Below are 19,317 nucleotides of genomic sequence, written 5' to 3'. Positions count from 1 at the left end.
TTAACCCGAAGCCACCGCGGTTTCCAGCAAGCTGAAGCAGAGCTATGGGAAATGTTTGGAACACTAGCAGAGAGCTGATTTTTTTACAGAAGGAATTCTTTATTTACACAAACTTCTTGACGCTCCCCCTTATTCAGAGTATTATATTAAGTTTAATTTATATATAAACATCTTATAAACTAATATCTTGTCCACCTGTCACACCATAAATTTGGCCTGTAACATAACTTGCTTCTTCTGAAGCTAAAAACACGTAAACAGGCGCTAATTCAACGGGCTGTCCTGCACGTTCAAGTGTTTCAGTTTGACCAAATGTTTCTAAGTCTCCTTCAAGCTTTCCGTTATCTAACTGAAGCGGCGTCCAAATTGGTCCTGGTGCCACTGAATTCACGCGCACCCCTTTTTCTCCAAAATACTTAGACATTCCAACTGTAAAGTTAGAAATAGAACCTTTTGTTGCGGCATAGTCTAATAGAGATGCTGATGGGTTTGATGCTTGAACAGAAGTTGTTGTTATAATTGAGCTTCCAGCTTTCAGGTGGTTCTCGGCAGCCTTAACCGCTTCAAACATACTAATAATATTAACTTTGAATGTATCATTCACTTGTTTCATTGATAAGTCACTTAATTTTTCATGAGCGATTTGTTGACCAGAGTTCAGTACTAAGATATCAATCTCACCGAATTCTTCGACAGTTTTGTTGATTAATTCTGTTGCTACGCCTTCTTCACGTAAATCGCCTGGAATTAATAGCGCTTTTCGTCCTTCTGCTTCAATTAATTCGCGAACCTCTTCTGCGTCTGGTTCTTCTCCTGGAAAATACTGAAACGCAACATCCGCACCTTCACGCGCAAAAGCAATTGCCGCTGCCCGACCTATTCCAGAGTCTGCACCAGTAATTAACGCATGACGTCCTTCTAAACGTCCTTTACCTTTATATGACTCTTCCCCACAATCAGGAACAGGTTTCATATCCTTTTGTAGCGCTGGTGACTTTGCGACATCTTCATTTTTCTCTGAGAAACCATCTGTATAATATTTTTTTCTCGGATCTTCATTGTTGTGTGTCATTATATTGTCCTCCCTTTGCTAAGATAATTTAATAATAACATGATGAATTCTTGTCCGTTAAACATCTGCTTACTACTATATAATAAGTGAAACTCATGGTATGAGCTTTACATAAATAAAAGCCATTCACTTCTTATTGAAATGAATGGCTAAATCAAAATTAATTTTCGTTATAAATATCTCTTGTATAAACTTTCTCACGTACTTCTTCAATTTCTTCAGAAATGCGATTCGCTAAAATCACATCAGAAGTTAGATTAAATTCATTAATATCACTAAGGACTCGATACCCTTCAAAAGAGACAGCATTTAAGCTCGGTTCGTAAATAATCACTTCAACCCCTTCAGCACGCATTTCTCTCATAATATCGAAAATCGCAGCCTGACGGAAGTTATCCGAATCTGTCTTCATAGCTAAACGATAAATCCCAACAACTTTAGGCTCTTTTGCTAGAACTTGATTCGCTACAAAGCCTTTACGAGTTGCATTCGAATCAACGATTGCACGTATTAAATTATTTGGTACATCTTTGTAGTTTGCTAATAATTGCTTTGTGTCTTTTGGTAAACAATAACCACCGTAACCAAAAGAGGGATTGTTGTAGTAATCACCAATTCGAGGATCTAAACTTACCCCATCAATAATTGCTTTAGTATTCAATCCTTTAGTTTCCGCATAAGTGTCCAACTCATTAAAATATGACACACGTAACGCTAAATAAGTATTCGAGAATAATTTCACTGCTTCCGCTTCAGTTGCGTCCATCAATAAGACTTTAACATCGTCAGCAATAGCACCTTCTAACATCAAATTCGCAAAAGTTTGCCCACGTTCAGATTTTTCCCCAACGATAATTCTTGATGGGTATAAATTATCTAGAAGAGCTTTCCCTTCACGTAAAAATTCTGGTGAGAAAATAATATTATCCGTCTTGAATTGTTTATTTATACGACGTGTATATCCTACTGGGATGGTTGATTTAATAATAATTGTTGCATTTGGCGCATACTCTAGTGCGTCTTTAATGACACTTTCTAAAGCAACCGTATTGAAATGATCCTTCACATCATCATAATCTGTCGGTGCTGCGACAACGACAAATTCAGGATCATGACCATAGCCATATTCTTTATCTGAGGTTGCTTCAAGCGTTAAATCTTTACTAGATAAGTATTTTTGAATTTCTTCATCAGAGATGGGTGACTTACCTTGGTTAATTAAGTCAACTTTCTCTTGAACAATCTCCAAGGCACGGACGTTGTTGTTCTGTGCTAACAAAATCGCATTCGATAGCCCAACGTAACCTAAGCCTACTACTGTTATATTCATATTTAGTTCTCCTTGTCGCTAATAATAGTTAAACTTTATTTCGATATGTGCTAATTATAACAGATGGAGAAGGTTTTTTGGGGGGGATGAGAGTAAAAAAAATAGACCACTAATTGTTAGTTAGTGGTCTTGGGGGATAATAAAACTTTACATGAGTAGCTCACTCACAGAAATGGATTATTCATCATTTCCTAATATTTGATTGATTTCTTGACTATATAAATCCGATTTCCCGCCATAAATAGCTTGCACACCATTTTGTACTTCTAGCACTGCGGTCGCACCAAGATTTTTGAGTGTATCTTTATCAACGATCTGATTATCCTTAACTGATACACGTAAACGAGTAGCACAAGCTGTGACGTATTCAATATTTTCTTCTGTTCCTAATGCTTCAATAATTGTTAAAGCTTGTTCATTTAAACTTGATTTTTTACCACCTTTATCAGAAGCTTTCGGCATTTCACCAACATTTACTTCCATACCAGGCACGGCTACTTTAAATTTTCTAACTAGTGTTTTAAATACAAAGTAGTAAACGAATGCCCATACGATTCCAACTGGAATTACTAGAAGCCAGTTAGTTTTTTCATTCCCTTGGAAAGGACCAAATAACATGAAGTCAATTAAACCACCCGAGAAAGTATTACCAATTCTAATTTGTAGAATATCAGCAACAAAGAACGAAACTCCATCTAAAAATGCATGGATAACATATAACCAAGGTGCTGCAAATAAGAATGAAAACTCGATTGGTTCAGTAATACCAGTTAAAAATGATGTTAAAGCACTACTGAAATAGAAACCACTGTTCTCTGCGCGATTTTCTTTAGGGATTGCATGATACATTCCCAATGCTGCCGCTGGTAAGCCAAACATCATTGTAGCAAAGCGACCCGCAAAGAAACGTGTTCCGTATGTAAACATGCCTGTAAAGTTTGGATCTGCCAATTGAGCAAAATAAATATTTTGTGCTCCAGAAATTGTTTCCCCAGCAACTGTTTCAACACCACCCAACGATGTATACCAGAATAATGGGTAGATAGTATGGTGCAGTCCTACGGCACCAGTTAATCGTAAGAAAAATCCATAGAAAAATGATCCAATACTTCCCATATTAGCAATCATTTCACCTAATGATTCTAAACCTCCCTGAATTGGTGGCCAGATTAAGTAAAAGACTAAACCTAAGATGATTGCGGCTAGAGAAGAAACAATCGGTATAAATCGTGATCCTCCGAAGAAGCCTAAAAATTGTGGCAACTCAATCTTACGGTAACGATTATGTAAAAATGTCACTGTTAAACCGATAACAATCGAACCTAACACACCTGTGTCAATAGTTGCACCTTCTGCAGAAAATAATTGTAGTAAGGCAGCAATCGTAGCAGTGTATACTAGATATGCTACACCCCCAGATAAACCTGCGGTACCTTTATCTCCATTAGTTAAACCAACAGCAATCCCGATTGTAAATATTAGTGAAAGGTTAGCAAATACAGCATTACCTGCTGCAGTCATAATCGTAAAGATTGCTTGTAACCAATCAGATCCTAAAAAGGCAAATTGTGCTACCGCCGCATCATTTGATAAAGCACTCCCTAACCCTAATAATAAACCTGCTACTGGTAATATTGCGATGGGTAGCATAAATGCCTGACCTAATTTCGAAAATTTCTTAAACATATTCTCACTCCTTTATTTTTAGTTTAACGCGTTAATAAAGCGCGCTGCAATTTCTTTTGGACGCGTGATTGCGCCACCGACTACGATTCCTGCAACACCTAAGTTTTGAATTTCTTCGGCTTGTTCAGGCGTATGAATTTTTCCTTCTGCCAATACATCAATGCCTGCTTTAACTAAGGCATCAATTAATTCAATATTTGGACCGTCAATATTTTTACTATAGCTTGTATATCCTGCTAGTGTTGTACCTACAAAGTCAATTCCTTGTTCAAAGGCATTAACACCTTCTTCAAAAGTACTAATATCTGCCATAAACAATTGATTCGGATATTTCTCTTTAATTTGTTTAATAAACTCATTCACTTCCAAACCATCAAATCTTTCACGCTGTGTTAAATCTAAAGCAATTACGTCGACACCTGTTTCTGCTAACTCGTCTACTTCTTTCATTGTTGCAGTAATAAACGGTTCTTGCGGTGGATAATCACGTTTAATGAGTCCAATAATTGGTAAATCCACTGCAGCTTGGATTTCCTTGATATCCCTAACAGAATTTGCACGAATACCAACAGCTCCTGCTTCTTCTGCAGCTTTCGCAAGTAATGGCATTACTCCTCCTTCTTCGGTATACAATGGTTCACCTGGCAATGCTTGACATGATACAATAATTCCGTTATTTACTTGCTTAATAAATTCTGCTTTATTCATACTATGATCCCTCTTCTTCCTTATTTATGTTTAGCGATTCTAATGACTGCTTAAAAAAAGTATCTTTCTTCGGATTATCCACTTCCATAAAATAATCGTAAATAATATCAGTTATAATTAAGAATGGTAATTGTGGGGATATTCGGTTACCAAAGCTCAAATTTTTCACACTTGCTACTGGTATCACTTCATTCACTATTTTTTCATTCACATTATTTTGTTGTGTTGTAAACATAACTGTATAAGCTTTATTAGCTGTCGCTTGCGTCATTGCTTTTAGTACTACTTGCTTATCCCCTGAGATAGAGAATCCGATTACAACGGTATCTTTATCAACTAACACATGATTTACTAACATGACATCATCATCTGAGATAGCTTCAATCGGTAATCCCAACCGCATAAACCGATTTTTCATTTCTGTAGCTGCTAGACCTGAACTCCCTTTACCATAAATATAAACACGTTTAGCATGGGCTAATCGTGTAGCAAAGCGTTCTATTTGCTCCACTTCGATTAAACTATAAGTCTTATTAAGTATTTTATTATAATCGTGTAATACTCTTTTCATTTGTTTACTTTGATATTGGATATTCTCTGGAATCTTCTTTGATTGATAATCGTAAATAAATTCACGATAACCTGAAAACCCACACTTTTTTGAAAAACGAGTTAAAGATGCTTCTGAAACATGGATTAAACTAGCAATATTTTTTGATGAAAAATCTAATGTCTCATCTGTATTTTTAATAAAGAAATCTGCAATGTCTTTTTCTGATGGCGTTAAAGAATCGTAAACTGATTCAATAATGGGAACTGAACTTTTAAATATTTCACTCAATTTTTCACCTCTTTTTTTCTATCGGTATCGCTTACAAAGTAAGTATACTTAGTGAAGAAACTAATTTCAACAAATTAATAAAAACAGAAACTATTTTCAGTATATTTAAATCAAATTCTCTAATTTTCTTCTGTATCAGAAAGTAATTTCAGAAAAATTATAATTATTGAAACTAACGAACATGATATTAATTTTATTTCTCAATCATTTCATACACATCCCCACTCCTTCCCAAGTGCATTCACCCCCGCGATACTATATACTGAATATAATAATGTCATAGGAGGTCTAACATGCTGCTACTTCTGGATTATTTTCTTAGACTATTCCCTGGTTTAATTGTGGTTGTTGCGATTTATCTCATAATCCCTAAAGATATGACTGTCTTAAAAATATTCAACTTGATCTTTGGTTTTATATTAATGCGGGATGCGATGACTCCCCTTAACGTATGGGTATTTGGAGTGAATGGTAATGTCTTGTGGCTGAGGTTTATTGATGATGCTTTTATTCTGATTACGATAGGGTTGCTTTCTCTATTAGTGACTCTTCTAATTTATTTTTCAAATCGACACTTAACTTCCAATTTCATTTGGTTTAAAACAAACTCTAAGTCCCGATCTCTATTTATTGGTGCTTTAGCAGCTTTACTTATCGCTATCCCATTCATGTTGCCTTATCTGTCAATCCCTATTACAGATCGTGGAGGTGAGGTTGCCCTTCATTTACTGCTTCCTTTATTAATCCTAGCGCTTTTTGGCAACTTACTTGAAGAAGTATTATTTCGTGGATTTTTACAAAACTATCTTAAACAAGAAGTTGGTATAAATAAATCCATTGCTTTATCAGGCTTAATTTTTGCGTTGGGTCATACTTTTCTAGCAATCACAGTCACTAATCTAGGATTCTGGGTTATTATTTTCACTTTGTATGAAGGTTTAGTTTGTGCTTATATTTCAGAAAGATACGGCTTAGCGCCCGCAACTATTTCACATGGGTTGGCTATCTTTATCTTATCTGCTGGACTTATCTAATCGATAGAATGAAAATAAGTAGCCGTTGCCTAAAATGGCACCTTTCAAAAACTTGCTGAATCACAAAAAAAATACCGCTTCGAATTGCACTAATGCAATCTGAAGCGGTAATTTATTATTTATTACTCTAGCCCGGTCCATTTCCATTCAAGAACCTCTGGCATATCAGTACCATGCTCACGTATATAGTCATGGTGATAGTTGATTTTCTCAGTCATCTTTTGTGAAAACTCAGTCGCATCTTCCCCTACTACAACCGTTGCGATATGTTTAGCTAAATGATAACGATCTAATTCATTCAAGACACGCATGTCGAATGGTGTCGTAATGTCACCTTCTTCACGGTATCCATGAATATATACTTGGTGATTCGAACGCGAAAAGAAAATGTCTCGGATTAAACCTTCAAAACCATGATAAGCAAAGAATATTGGTTTATCTTTAGTAAAAATTCCATCAAATTCTTCATCACTATACCCGCGCGGATCAATATTAGGCGAACGTAATTTAAGTAAATCAACAACATTAACAAAGCGAATCTTCAAATCTTTAAATTGCTCCGTCAATAGTTGTACTGATGCTAATGCTTCTAAATTCGGTTCACTTCCGGCAGCTACAATGACTACATCGGGTTCTTCGTTTGGTTTCACTGTCGAAGCCCAATCAATAACTTTCAACCCTTTATTAACTATTTCTTCAGCTTCATCTGTTGAATAAAACTGAGGCCGTGGATGTTTTGAACTCACTACTAAATTAATTAAGTGTTGCGAACGAAACACTTTATCCATTGTTGCTAGTAATATGTTCGTATCTGCTGGTAGATATACTCGCGTAAACTCTGGTTTTTTCTCTGCAACTAGTGTAATAATTCCAGGATCCTGGTGTGTATATCCATTATGATCTTGTTGAAAAACTGTTGACGATGAGATTAAATTGAGCGACTGATACGGTCGACGCCAATCATAGAGACTCGCTTTACGAATCCATTTAAAGTGTTGTGTAATCATCGAATCAGCCACCCGCAAGAAAGCTTCATAACTGGCAAAGAATCCGTAACGGCCAGTTTATGTGTATCCCTCTAACATACCTTGCATTTGATGCTCGGAAAGTTGGCTGTCGATTACTCGCCCGACTGCACCGATATCTTCATCTGTCACATCATCCACACCTTCAAGCCATTGCCGTTGCGTCACTTCAAAGACGCTATTCAATCGATTTGAATTTGTTTCATCAGGCCCAAATATACGGAAATTATTCGGATTTGCTTGCACAATATCACGCGCAAACTTCCCAAACTCTGACATATCTTGAGCTTGCTTTGAACCGGGGTGTTTATTGGATAAAGTATAATCTTTCCAGTCCGGCAAGTTTAAGGCTTGAACATTGATACCTCCATTAGTAATTGGATTTTTCGCCATTCGGGCATCTCCTGTTGGTCTGATTTCAGCAATCTCATCCTTTAATTTACCAGACTCATCAAACAATTTCTCTGGTTTATAAGACTCAAGCCACTCCACTAAGGCATCAGCATGTTCAAACTCTTTTTGATTTACAGGAATCGGTACTTGATGGGAACGATAACTTCCTTCAATTTGCTTACCTTCCCAAACTTCTGGCCCGCCCCAGCCTTTTGGAGTCCGGACAACTAGTAACGGCCAATTTGGCATATGGGCTTTTTCCGCAGGTTGCTTTCTCGCATTATTCTGAATGAGTTTAATTTTTTCAATAATTCCATCTAATTTTTCAGCCATAATGGGATGCAATGTTTTAGGGTCATCTCCCTCAATAAAGACAGGATCCCAACCCATTCCTTGAAAATACTTTTCAAGATCATCATCAGATTTACGCGCTAATAAGGTTGGATTAGCAATTTTCGCACCATTTAAATGGAGAATGGGTAACACAGCTCCATCATTAACTGGATTAATAAAGGTATTAGCAAACCAGCTTGCTGCTAGTGGCCCTGTCTCTGCTTCCCCATCACCAATCACCGTTGCTGCGATAACTTCTGGATTATCTAATATCGCGCCAGTGCCATGTGATAGTGAATATCCTAACTCTCCGCCTTCATGAATTGATCCTGGGGTCTCCGGTGCCGCATGCGATCCGATACCTCCTGGAAATGAAAATTGTTTGAATAATTTCTGCATTCCCGACTCATCTTGAGTAATTTCTGGATAAATTTCAGAATAACTTCCATCTAAATACGAATTGGAAACCATCACTTGCCCACCGTGTCCTGGGCCTTCAATATAAAACATATTTAAATCATACTTATTGATCACGCGATTTAAATGGGCATAAATAAAATTTTGCCCAGATATTGTTCCCCAATGACCAATCGGATTCACTTTCAAATGTTCTGGTTTTAACTTTTCTCTTAAAAGGGGATTAGCTTTTAAATACATTTGCCCGACTGATAAATAATCTGCTGCTCGCCACCATGCATCAACTTTTGCAAGATATTCTTTCGTGTCATAATGTTCCATCTTTTTAGCTCCCTTTACTTTGATAAGTTTAGGATAGCATAAACTTTTTAGTAATGCATAACATTCAACTTTCACTATGTTAAGGTCTTATATTTTCCCATTTGATTAAACATTCTTCTTGAATTCACTACGAACATATTTTAATTCATTGCATTGTGAGGTGTGGCCGAAGACAAGTTTCCTCAATAAAGTTAAATGTTGCATAAAAAAACTCACCTAAACTCATCATTGTAGTTTAGGTGAGGGTTTGAATAGTTAAGTAACTTAAGCCCTCCCACGCCATTGATAGGCGTGAGTTGATTTACAAGTTAGACCTGCTTAGATTCTATCCAAATACTTCTTATATACTTCATCAAAATTCTGCTGACTTATCGGTTCAATCACACGGTATTCAGTTGGTAGGTCAACATCTTTAACAACGGCGATACTCCCTAATGTTTCTGCATTTTTCATCGTTGGAATATATAATTTGTAACCTAGAATATCTGCAATTAATTGTGGAAAGGCATCTAGCTCTGTCACACCGCCCACTAAGCCGATTGCTTTAAAGTCAGTAAGTTCTTCTAAGACGCTAACGTTGTGTTTTATATTGAATATCATTCCAAGGATAATTGAGTAGAGGACCGATTCCCTTGAACTCACCCGAGTGATATCAAATAAGTTCCCCGTTGCTGCTTCATTCCATATGGGCGCCCGCTCTCCGTTTAGATATGGCACAAATATACTTTCCGTATGTGGACGTTTTGCTGCAACTAGATTCAATTCTTCGAAACTACTATTGAAAACTTTATTCGTACAAGACAATACATCGGCCCCGTTATTACTTGGTAATCCAATTAAATATTGACCTTCCTTAATATTATAAGCGAAGTTTTGGTATTGATAGTTTAATTGCGGTTGCTTATTAATGACACGAACAGCATGACTCGTTCCAATTGAAAGGACAGCAACATCATCGAGGTCACTGAAGACATAGTTTGAAGAAATTCCGTCCGTTGTCCCAATCGTCACCGAAACCTCTGCATTAAACAGCGCATCCATCGCTTTCGCATTGTAATCCACCGCTTCAATTCGCGGTAGCTCACTTGTTTCTAAACCAATGTCGGCTAAGGATACCGCATCCCAAGTTAGCGATTCTAAGTTCAATAAACCACTACTTGAAGCATTACTAATATCAATCACCCATTCACCTGTTAATCGGTAGAATAGTAAATCTTTTAGAGATCCAATGCGCTTACCTTTTTCATATACACTCATTAATTTAAAGTAAGGATTCATACTATGGATAGGAGTTCCAGTTCGGTTGTACTGATTTGTTAATGCTTCCTCACTTTGTTGCTCGATAATTTCAGTTCCGCGAGTGTCTGCCCATGTCAAGACTGCCCCTGATAAGGTACCGTCTTCATTGATTAACTGAACACTATGCATGGCTGTTGTGAGGATGATTTCTAATTGCTCTACTTCATTTACGATAATTAAATGTTTGATGCCATCCAACACATTTTCCCAGATTTCTTCAAAATCCATTTCAAAAACCGTGTCGTCTTGATTAATATTTAAATGTGGGTATTTCACCATATCGACAACATGGTAATCTGAATTAAATAAATTAATTTTGATATTCGTTGTACCGATGTCGACACTTGCTATATATTCGCTCAATATTCCTTATGCCCCCCAAAGTTATAGCGCATGGCTGATAGGACTTGGTTTGAGAATGGTAGCTCCGTTAATGACACATTTCGTTTCATTAGTGATAAAGAAATAACCGGTGTGGGCACTTCTTCTTGTAATGCTTCGCCAACCATCCATTTTGCTTCGCCTGAGGCATGCACTTTCTGATTAAATTGTGTGAGATGTGTATCTTTCGCTAACTCTTCATGAATATTATCCATTAATGCAGACTCAATAATCGATCCATAGCTCCAATTATGTGTGACTTGACTTAAGTCAAAATCAAACTGTCTTTGTGTATTTAAAAGCTCTGATCCTTCTGCGATTACTAGCATCATATCATATTCAATCCCCTTATGGACTATTTTGAATAATATCCTCTTCCAAGTTCTGGGTAAAAATCAATCTCGATGTCGGCTTTTTTGAAGACTCCTTTTAAATCATTCATTGTGGCATTAGTAGGCTCTCTAGCTGGTAATAGTAGAAAGACAATATTCTACTTTTCTACTACTAAAAGTTCCTGAATACAAGCGATATAAGTCAGTTTGTCATCCAAATATATCTCAGACATATTAGGATTGATGTCGAAACCATTAATTTCCTTTCCTTGTTTAACTCATTGATTTTTTGAAAGAAAGCATTCAACACAAAGCGTACACGGTCGGTAGTAACGCTGAGAAAAACTGAATCTTCAAAGGTCATTTTCTGAGTTTCATTTCTATACTTGCGCCAAAGTCTTTTAACAAATTATTCAATGATTAAATGTATTTTCTAATTGTCTTGTTAAATACGTCAGCTTTTTGAGCAATTTCTTTACTTGGGGCAAACTGTTTCTCATGTTCAAATAAAAATTGCACAATTTGTAACTCTACATTATTTAGTTGTATGAGATTTATATATTATTCGACTCTCTCTAATTTCTATATTTAAACTTTTTTAATTTTTCACCTATCATTCTAACAATCTTTACAAACAAATTATTATAAAGTCATATTATTTTTGCGTTAAGTAAAGTGTATGCCTTACAAAGGGTTCTGTAAAGTTTTTCATAAACTGTCATTTTCCACTAAGAAGGGGAACTTATTTCTAAGACTTGTCATTACCTCTTTCAACCGGATTTAATTGCATAATAAAATAATCCTAAGATAAACCCAAGTCAAAATAAAAACCCCACTAAAGTATTTCACTCTAGTGAGGTTTCTGATTATATACTCTTCAATTTTTCTTGTTTTTTAAGGCGTCTGGCTTTGATTTCATTTTCAATTAATTTAACGACCATGAATCCAAGTACAATAGCACCTGCAGTCCATAACACGTCCATCACATAGTTCATACCGGCCATGTAATTCTCTTCCACGACCGAGCGAACAGCCATATAAGCAGCTCCTCCGGGAACAAGTGGCACAATAGCTGGTGTGTTTAAAGTGATGACTGGTAGTCGTAATTTTCTAGACAAGACGATACAGATCAAACCAATCACAACGGATCCAACAAAATTCGAAATCGCTAAATCGCCAATAGCACGGTTAATCGCCCAGAAGCTCACCCAGCCTAAGGTTCCAGCAATCCCCCCAAAGAAAACCCCTCTTCGAGGACCATTTAATATAATTCCAAAAGATACACTGGCTATAAAACTAAAGATAATTTGTTCAATAAATTCAGTCATTCGCTAACTCCTTAAGAAAACCATTGTAAAGTCATCGCAATACCAATACCGATGACCGTAGAGATCAAAATTGCTTCAACTACACGAACCATACCCGTCAGTAAATGCCCTTCGAATAAGTCTCTCATTCCGGAAGTGATAGCTAGACCGGGAACGAGTGGCATAATACAACCGATAATTAAACTGTCCAAATTAGCGACAAACCCCATTCGGTAACATAGCACTGAGGTAATCGAAATTAAGAAAGATGCTATTAAATCATTGATGAAGTTCATCTCTGTTCGAACATAAATACGGTTAGATGTGAAGTAACCCAGTGATCCGATAATAAAAGCCGTTAAAACGTCACTATATGCACCGCCTAATAAAAGCATTAAAGATAAACTTGCTAAACCTGCTGCAAGCATTCGGTAATATTTGTTAAATTCGGGTGTTTGTAAATCCACTGATTGCAGTGCTTTATACAAATAAATTAAAGAAATTTCACCTTTAGCATACATACGTGAGTAACGGTTTGTTGCATCAATTTTCTCTAAATTTATTGAACGATTGCGAGCTTGAGTCATTTGAGACGTCGACTCATCATTAATACTCATAAAAATTCCGGTCGCAGTCACATAGCTTTCCGTGTCGAATTTCTTACTATTTTTTGCAATTCTTTGCATCGTATCTTCTACACGATAGGCTTCTGAACCCGATTCCATCATAATTCGTCCTGCAAGTAAGGTTGTTTTTAGCAGTAAATTTTTATTATCCATCAAGATCACCTCTTAGTACAAAGGATAACATAAAATCCAATACTTGCATTAGAACTCGCTTTAATTTTTAAGAGAGGTCACTTCCACTGATTCCTGATGCGTATTCTCTTGGGTATCTTTTTCCACCAATAGTCGCAAACCATTAAGAATGACTAATATTGTTGAGCCTTCGTGAAAGACGACTCCCATCGGCAAGTCAAGAATTCCAATGATATTTAATATGACAAGTATCACAATCACAGAAATTGAGAAGAGGATGTTTTGTTTAATGATGCGATTCAATTTCCCGCTAAGTTCATAACTATAGAAAAGTTTGGCTAAGTTATTCTTAACAATGACAACGTCAGCCGATTCCATAGCAACAGAAGAACCAGAACCCATCGCAATACCAATATCCGCTCCGGCAAGCGCTGGCGCATCATTAATACCATCGCCAATCACCCCAACGACGTGGCCCGCTTGATGTTCCATCTGCACGCGTTTGATCTTATCTTCGGGTAAGCAGGATGCTTGGAATGATTTAATGCCGACTTCGTCTGAAACCAGTTTCGCCACTTTGGGATTATCACCGGTAATAAGTTGTACGTCGACTCCTTCTTTTTGAAATTGTCTAACAGCGTATTTTGCTTCACTGCGCACTTGGTCTGCTAGTACTAAGTAGCCGACAATCTCTTGCCCTTGACCAACGAAGATCGTTGTATAGCCTTGTTCAATTTGCTTACGGTAACCATTGGGATCATTAAATGTGTCAAAGTAAGACGGTTTCCCTACGACAATATCGCCTTTTTGCATACCGACGGCAACAATCTCTTCAACCATTTCATTTTGGTCCACGCTATCGAGGGATAAATCGCTGTATGATGTACTAATGGCTTCCGCTATCGGATGGCTAGACGTCTGTTCCATAAAGACGACTTCTTTCAGAATCCGTTCGGGCACTTGATAGTCCACCACTTTGAATTCTCCAAACGTTAACGTCCCCGTTTTATCAGAAAGTAAAATATCCATGGTGTTCAAGGCTTCCATCGCTGCCCCACCTTTGAATAGAATCCTATTCTTAGCCCCATTACTAATCGCCGATAAAGTTGCTGGTGTGGCTGAGGCTACTAATGCACACGGACTGGCAACTGTGAGTAGCACCATCCCGCGATAAAAGGCATCCTGAAATGACATTGATCCAATCAGCATTAATAATATGATAAATACCGGTACTGCAAGCAAGACACCAATGACATATTTTGATTCGAGTCGGTCAATAATCCGCGATATTTGCGACGGACGACTTTGAGCTTCTTCAACCATTCGTACAATATTTGAAAAGACGGTTTCTTTGCTTGTTTTACTGACTGTGAGGTAGATAGAATTCCCTTCATTAATTGTCCCCGCAAAGACTTCTTCACCTTTGTCTTTCTCGACTGGTAAGGATTCCCCTGTTAAAGCCGCTTCATTGACAGTTGTTGTTCGGTCAAGGTAGCCATCGATGGGTAGTTGAGCCCCTTTCGCTACCACAACAACTTCTCCAACGCTTAACTGAGACGTTGGCACCTCAACGACATCGCCGTTTTCCTTTAATAATTGGGCTGTATCAGGCACCTGCCCCATGAGTTCCTCAATCGCTCTAGTCGATTTATTCATTGCGAAATCTTCTAAGAATTCTGCACCCGCGAAGATGAATAGGAGCATCGCTCCTTCAGATTCATAACCAATCAACAAAGCACCAATAGCAGCGAGTACCATTAATAAATCGACATTCGGTGATTTATCTTTTAAAGTTTCAATGACCGCATCCTTGGTCGCAAAGAAACCTAAGAAAAAGATTGCTGCATAAAAGAACAGGCGACTTAAAACTGGATTCGTAAATGAAATAAAACCTAACACTAGTAAAATAGTACCGATTAACAGAAATTGACCTTCACGTTGTTTTAAAATGTAAGACATCATTTTTAACACATCCATTTCTTATAACAAAATTTTATACCTTATATCTATTATACACTAAAACACCCTAAGAATGTCGTCTTTTAGGGTGTTTGGACCATTAATTTATTGTTCGCTATATAGTAATAATTCATCTACATCGACTATTTTAATTTTCTTGGGCGTTAATTGTTCGATTAACCCTGCTTGTTCAAGTTCCTTGAATTTTCGACTGATTGTTTCTGGTGTTGTTCCTAAGTATGAAGCGATATCTTTTCGCGTCATTTCTAACTCAATGATTTGTTCTGAAGCTGGGCCTACCACATTTTCAGCTAGAAACATTATCAATCGGTTTCCGACCTGGTCTTCGGCCACTTTAACCGTTTGTCTTTCTGAACTTTCAAGCCGTTGTGACATTTCTGCGAGTAGTTTCATTGTTATGGTTGGATAGTCAGTTAAGAACGCTTGGATATCTGCTTGACCAATCGTACAGACTACAGTGTCTTGAGTTGCTTGCGCATAGGCTTCGTGGACGCCGCCAGGGTTAAAAATCGTCCACTCTCCCATGAAATCTCCGGGGTGTAGAATGCGAATTAGTTGTTCTTTTCCTGATTCAGATAATAGAAAGATTCGGACTTTCCCTCGATTCACTATATATAAGGTATCGTCTTTTTCTTGCGCTCGGAATAAATAATCACTTCGTTTAAACACTTTTGTCGTCGCTCGCTCTGCTATCTTATCCATCGCATCGTCTTCTAAATGATTAAAAATCGGCACGAGGCGAATGCAAGCTGCATGGTTTCCGGGTTCATGGTGGTAATGGTGGTGTTGACTCATAATTTGCTTCCTCCTATATATACTCTTTTCTTTATAGATAGTATACCACTTAATTCTTTTTGAAATCTTGATGTCGGTCAATTCTTTATTTTGCAAGCCCCTCTATACTAGTATTTGTAAGGCAAACAAATATTACTTGGAGGTAAAAAACTATGCAAAGATTTATTTTGAGTCAAAAAAAGCTCATTACTTTACTCAGTGGAATTTTAATTGCGTTTGGTTTCTTTAGTCACTTTGTCTTGAATAATGCCATATTATTCAATGTTACTTTCATTATTGCTTCAATTCTCGGTGTTCTACCGATTGCTATTCAGGCCTATCAAGCCCTGAAGGTAAAAGTCGTCAGTATTGATGTGCTTGTTACGATTGCGGTTATTGGCGCCTTCTTAATTCAAAACTATGAAGAATCAGCCATTGTTACTTTCCTATTCCTATTCGGATCGTATTTAGAACAAAGAACTTTAAATCAAACGCGTTCAGCAATTAAAGAGTTAACCAATATGGCACCAGAGAGCGCCTTACTTTTAACAGATAGCGGCGAGTTTGAGATGGTTGATGTGGATGAAGTTGATGAAGGCGACACTTTGCTCGTAAAGACTGGAGCTAAAGTGCCTGTTGATGGAACAGTTCTAAGTGGTGAAGGCCACATTAATGAAGCAAGTATTACTGGTGAAGCTGTTCCCGTGACAAAGCAACTCAATTCGAAAGTCTTTGCCGGAACGATGTTAGAAAATGGGACACTTCAAATCCGTGCAGATAAAGTTGGAGAAGATACAACTTTCGGTAAAATTATTGAAATGGTTGAAGAAGCACAAGACTCTAAGTCAGAAGCTGAACGCTTTATCGACCGCTTCTCAAAATACTACACACCGATTGTATTACTCCTGGCAGTTATCGTTTGGTTTTTCACACGAAATATTGAGTTAGCCATCACAATTCTAGTTCTTGGTTGTCCAGGTGCCTTAGTCATTGGAGTACCTGTGTCAAATGTTGCTGGAATTGGGAACGGCGCGCGTAACGGTATCTTATTAAAAGGGAGCGAAGTCATTCACGACTTCAGCCGCGTTGATACTATTGTTTTTGACAAAACTGGAACACTCACAGTAGGAAATCCTGAAGTCGCTGAACGATTGAGTTACGGGGATGACGACGATTTAACTCTACGTTACTTAGCAAGTGTGGAAAATGAATCAGATCACCCGTTAGCTAAAGCCATTTTAAATGATATTGGCTCAGTATCATTCTTACCTGTTGACCAGACTGATGTTGTTAAAGGTGGCGGGATTGTCGCTCACATTAACCAAAAACGTGTCGCTGTCGGAAACCCTGCATTAATGGAGAAAGAACAAATTTCTTTAACTGGCAAGATGCAAGCGGATATTGAGCGTCTTGAAAGAAATGGGAACTCAATAGTTATTACAGCTGTTGATGGTGTTGTGAAATACGTCATGGGAATCCGTGACCAAATCCGTCCAGGCGTAAAACAAGATCTACAAAAACTCAAAGACTTCGGCGTGAAAAACTTAGTCATGCTATCGGGTGACAACCAAGGTACTGTTGATTTAGTGGCGAAACAACTTGGTTTAACTCAAGCGCACGGTCATATGTTACCTGAAGATAAATCAGCTCATATCAAGAAATTACAAGAACAAGGTCAAATCGTCGCTTTCGTCGGAGATGGTGTAAACGATAGCCCGTCACTTGCCTTAGCAGATATTGGAATTGCAATGGGTAGCGGAACCGACGTGGCGATCGAAACTTCAGATGTTGTTCTAATGAACTCAGACTTCAACCGCCTGCCACACGCTTTAGGTTTAACACGCGCTACTGCTCGGAATATGACACAAAATATTATCATTGCAATTGGTGTCGTTGCCATCTTAGTTGCGAGTCTATTCTTTAGTAACTGGATGAATATGTCGATTGGAATGTTAGTCCATGAAGCAAGTATTTTAGTTGTTATTTTCAATGGAATGCGCTTATTAAGATACCGTCTTAAAGATTCATCAAATAAAATGGAATCAAAACAAAATACTGCTCAAACAGCAAAATGAGAAAAAGAAAGAGGATAAAAAATGACAAAATTTAATGATTATATCAACACAAACGCAGAGAAATTAGACTTATACACTACAGCCATCACACGTGCACACGGAAAGAATCACCCTGAAGCCTTTGATGTTCGCGATATCTATGTCCGTATTCAAGACAAAACTCAAGCCGCTGAAGAGGAACAACCAGATCTAAATACAGAATTCACAACCCTTAGAGAAATTTCTGATAACTACACAATCCCTGATGATGTTTGCGAAACGTATGCTGCAGTTTACACCATGTTAAAAGAAGCCGATTCACTTTATTTAAGTTAAAACTTGACCGCCGTCAATGACACCTCATTCAAAATAGCTTAAACTATATATAGAATAAAAAAGAAAAAGGAGAATGTATTATGTCACAAGGAATTATTACTCTAGAAACTCTTTCATGTCCATCATGTCTACAAAAAATTGAAGCAGCTGTTAAAGCACTTAACGGTGTTGACGAAGATAGTCTGAAAGTCCTATTCAATTCAAGTAAAGTTAAAGTGAAATTCGATGACCAAGCACTACAGATCTCAGATATTGAAAAAGCCATTGAAGACATGGGCTACCCAGTTATTAAGTCAGTTGTCAAAGCAGCTTAACACATAAAAAAAGCATCCGGAAAGTTAGATTCCGGATGCTTTTTTGTTTGTAGAGGGTTTGGGTGGTGACTTGTGCCAAATGGCTGGTTCATTTGGCTTGAGTTCACACAACTAAAGACAAACCGTATCTCCATTTGGCTTGAGTTCGACCAACTCAGGACAAACCGCACATCCATTTGACTTGAGTTCACACAACTCAGGACAAACCACACACCCATTTGGCTTGAGTTCGACCAACTCAGGACAAACCGCACATCCATTTGGCTTAAGTTCACACAACTCGGGACAAACCGCTACTCCATTTGGCTTGAGTTAGACCAACTCAGGACAAACCGCAAGTCCATTTGGCTTGAGTTCACACAACTCAGGACAAACCGCATCTCCATTTGGCTTGAGTTCACACAACTCAGGACAAACCGCATCTCCATTTGGCTTGAGTTCACACAACTCAGGACGAACCGCAATAATTATACTGGTCCTATGAACGTGGACAATCTGAGCCACACTCATTTCATTCGTGAACTAAGTTTATTTCTGTCATAATAATCGTAGACTCAAAGGTATAAAGACTAAATATTTGTAGACAATCCGTCATACGTTGAAATTTTTAGTGAACCAAAAA

15 protein-coding genes and 1 pseudogene are annotated in these 19,317 nt (G+C 37.7%); 4 read left to right on the top strand and 12 right to left on the bottom strand.

What is annotated here, in order from left to right:
• Window positions 1-172: 172 nt before the first annotated feature.
• From ACEN4N_RS09230 to ACEN4N_RS09210, 5 genes are all read right to left on the bottom strand, one after another.
• Window positions 173-1,072, bottom strand: coding sequence for an SDR family oxidoreductase (locus ACEN4N_RS09230; RefSeq protein WP_407090561.1), 900 nt, complete (start codon window positions 1,070-1,072; stop codon window positions 173-175).
• Window positions 1,073-1,232: 160 nt separating this feature from the next.
• Window positions 1,233-2,402, bottom strand: coding sequence for a nucleotide sugar dehydrogenase (locus ACEN4N_RS09225; protein ID WP_407090562.1), 1,170 nt, complete (start codon window positions 2,400-2,402; stop codon window positions 1,233-1,235).
• A 177-nt stretch (window positions 2,403-2,579) separates the two neighbouring features.
• Window positions 2,580-4,088, bottom strand: a complete 1,509-nt coding sequence (locus tag ACEN4N_RS09220) for a PTS transporter subunit EIIC (RefSeq protein WP_407090563.1) — start codon at window positions 4,086-4,088, stop codon at window positions 2,580-2,582.
• A gap of 18 nt (window positions 4,089-4,106) precedes the next feature.
• Window positions 4,107-4,796: an N-acetylmannosamine-6-phosphate 2-epimerase gene (locus ACEN4N_RS09215; RefSeq protein ID WP_407090564.1), complete on the bottom strand. Its 690-nt coding sequence runs from the start codon at window positions 4,794-4,796 to the stop codon at window positions 4,107-4,109.
• Between the two features lies 1 nt (window position 4,797).
• Complete coding sequence (locus ACEN4N_RS09210; protein WP_407090565.1) at window positions 4,798-5,637, bottom strand: MurR/RpiR family transcriptional regulator; 840 nt, start codon at window positions 5,635-5,637, stop codon at window positions 4,798-4,800.
• 293 nt (window positions 5,638-5,930) lie between these two features.
• Between ACEN4N_RS09210 and ACEN4N_RS09205 the strand changes: the two genes are divergently transcribed.
• Window positions 5,931-6,671: a type II CAAX prenyl endopeptidase Rce1 family protein gene (locus ACEN4N_RS09205; protein WP_407090566.1), complete on the top strand. Its 741-nt coding sequence runs from the start codon at window positions 5,931-5,933 to the stop codon at window positions 6,669-6,671.
• 122 nt (window positions 6,672-6,793) lie between these two features.
• Here the strand turns inward: ACEN4N_RS09205 and ACEN4N_RS09200 are convergent.
• The 7 genes and pseudogenes from ACEN4N_RS09200 to ACEN4N_RS09170 all read right to left on the bottom strand — a co-directional run bounded on the left by ACEN4N_RS09200 (window position 6,794) and on the right by ACEN4N_RS09170 (window position 16,012).
• Window positions 6,794-9,160 (bottom strand): annotated as a pseudogene (locus tag ACEN4N_RS09200) (phosphoketolase).
• A 318-nt stretch (window positions 9,161-9,478) separates the two neighbouring features.
• A complete protein-coding gene (locus tag ACEN4N_RS09195) occupies window positions 9,479-10,822 on the bottom strand; it encodes an FGGY family carbohydrate kinase (RefSeq protein ID WP_407094110.1) in 1,344 nt (447 codons plus the stop codon).
• Window positions 10,819-11,199, bottom strand: coding sequence for a hypothetical protein (locus ACEN4N_RS09190; RefSeq protein WP_407094111.1), 381 nt, complete (start codon window positions 11,197-11,199; stop codon window positions 10,819-10,821). Before ACEN4N_RS09190 ends, ACEN4N_RS09195 begins: the two co-directional genes overlap by 4 nt.
• A gap of 839 nt (window positions 11,200-12,038) precedes the next feature.
• Window positions 12,039-12,500 carry a threonine/serine exporter family protein gene (locus tag ACEN4N_RS09185; RefSeq protein WP_407094109.1) on the bottom strand — a complete coding sequence of 154 codons (462 nt, stop codon included), beginning with the start codon at window positions 12,498-12,500 and terminating at the stop codon, window positions 12,039-12,041.
• Window positions 12,501-12,511: 11 nt separating this feature from the next.
• Window positions 12,512-13,258: a threonine/serine exporter family protein gene (locus ACEN4N_RS09180; RefSeq protein WP_407094108.1), complete on the bottom strand. Its 747-nt coding sequence runs from the start codon at window positions 13,256-13,258 to the stop codon at window positions 12,512-12,514.
• Window positions 13,259-13,318: 60 nt separating this feature from the next.
• Window positions 13,319-15,199 (bottom strand): heavy metal translocating P-type ATPase, encoded by a 1,881-nt coding sequence (locus ACEN4N_RS09175; RefSeq protein WP_407090573.1) that lies wholly within the window; start codon window positions 15,197-15,199, stop codon window positions 13,319-13,321.
• Between the two features lie 102 nt (window positions 15,200-15,301).
• Window positions 15,302-16,012: a Crp/Fnr family transcriptional regulator gene (locus ACEN4N_RS09170; RefSeq protein ID WP_407094107.1), complete on the bottom strand. Its 711-nt coding sequence runs from the start codon at window positions 16,010-16,012 to the stop codon at window positions 15,302-15,304.
• 152 nt (window positions 16,013-16,164) lie between these two features.
• On the opposite strand from ACEN4N_RS09170, the gene ACEN4N_RS09165 reads away from it, so the two are divergent.
• The 3 genes from ACEN4N_RS09165 to ACEN4N_RS09155 all read left to right on the top strand — a co-directional run bounded on the left by ACEN4N_RS09165 (window position 16,165) and on the right by ACEN4N_RS09155 (window position 18,695).
• Window positions 16,165-18,066, top strand: a complete 1,902-nt coding sequence (locus ACEN4N_RS09165; protein ID WP_407094106.1) for a heavy metal translocating P-type ATPase — start codon at window positions 16,165-16,167, stop codon at window positions 18,064-18,066.
• Between the two features lie 21 nt (window positions 18,067-18,087).
• A complete protein-coding gene (locus ACEN4N_RS09160) occupies window positions 18,088-18,381 on the top strand; it encodes an iron-sulfur cluster repair di-iron protein, ric (protein ID WP_338487632.1) in 294 nt (97 codons plus the stop codon).
• Between the two features lie 80 nt (window positions 18,382-18,461).
• Complete coding sequence (locus ACEN4N_RS09155) at window positions 18,462-18,695, top strand: heavy-metal-associated domain-containing protein (protein ID WP_138405136.1); 234 nt, start codon at window positions 18,462-18,464, stop codon at window positions 18,693-18,695.
• The last annotated feature ends 622 nt before the right edge of the window (window positions 18,696-19,317 follow it).

This window comes from Ruoffia sp. FAM 20857, assembly GCF_045528645.1.
GTDB classification, from domain to species: Bacteria; Bacillota; Bacilli; order Lactobacillales; family Aerococcaceae; genus Ruoffia; species Ruoffia halotolerans.
Note: the sequence above shows the minus strand (reverse complement) of the source record. Positions and strands in the feature narration are given on the sequence as shown.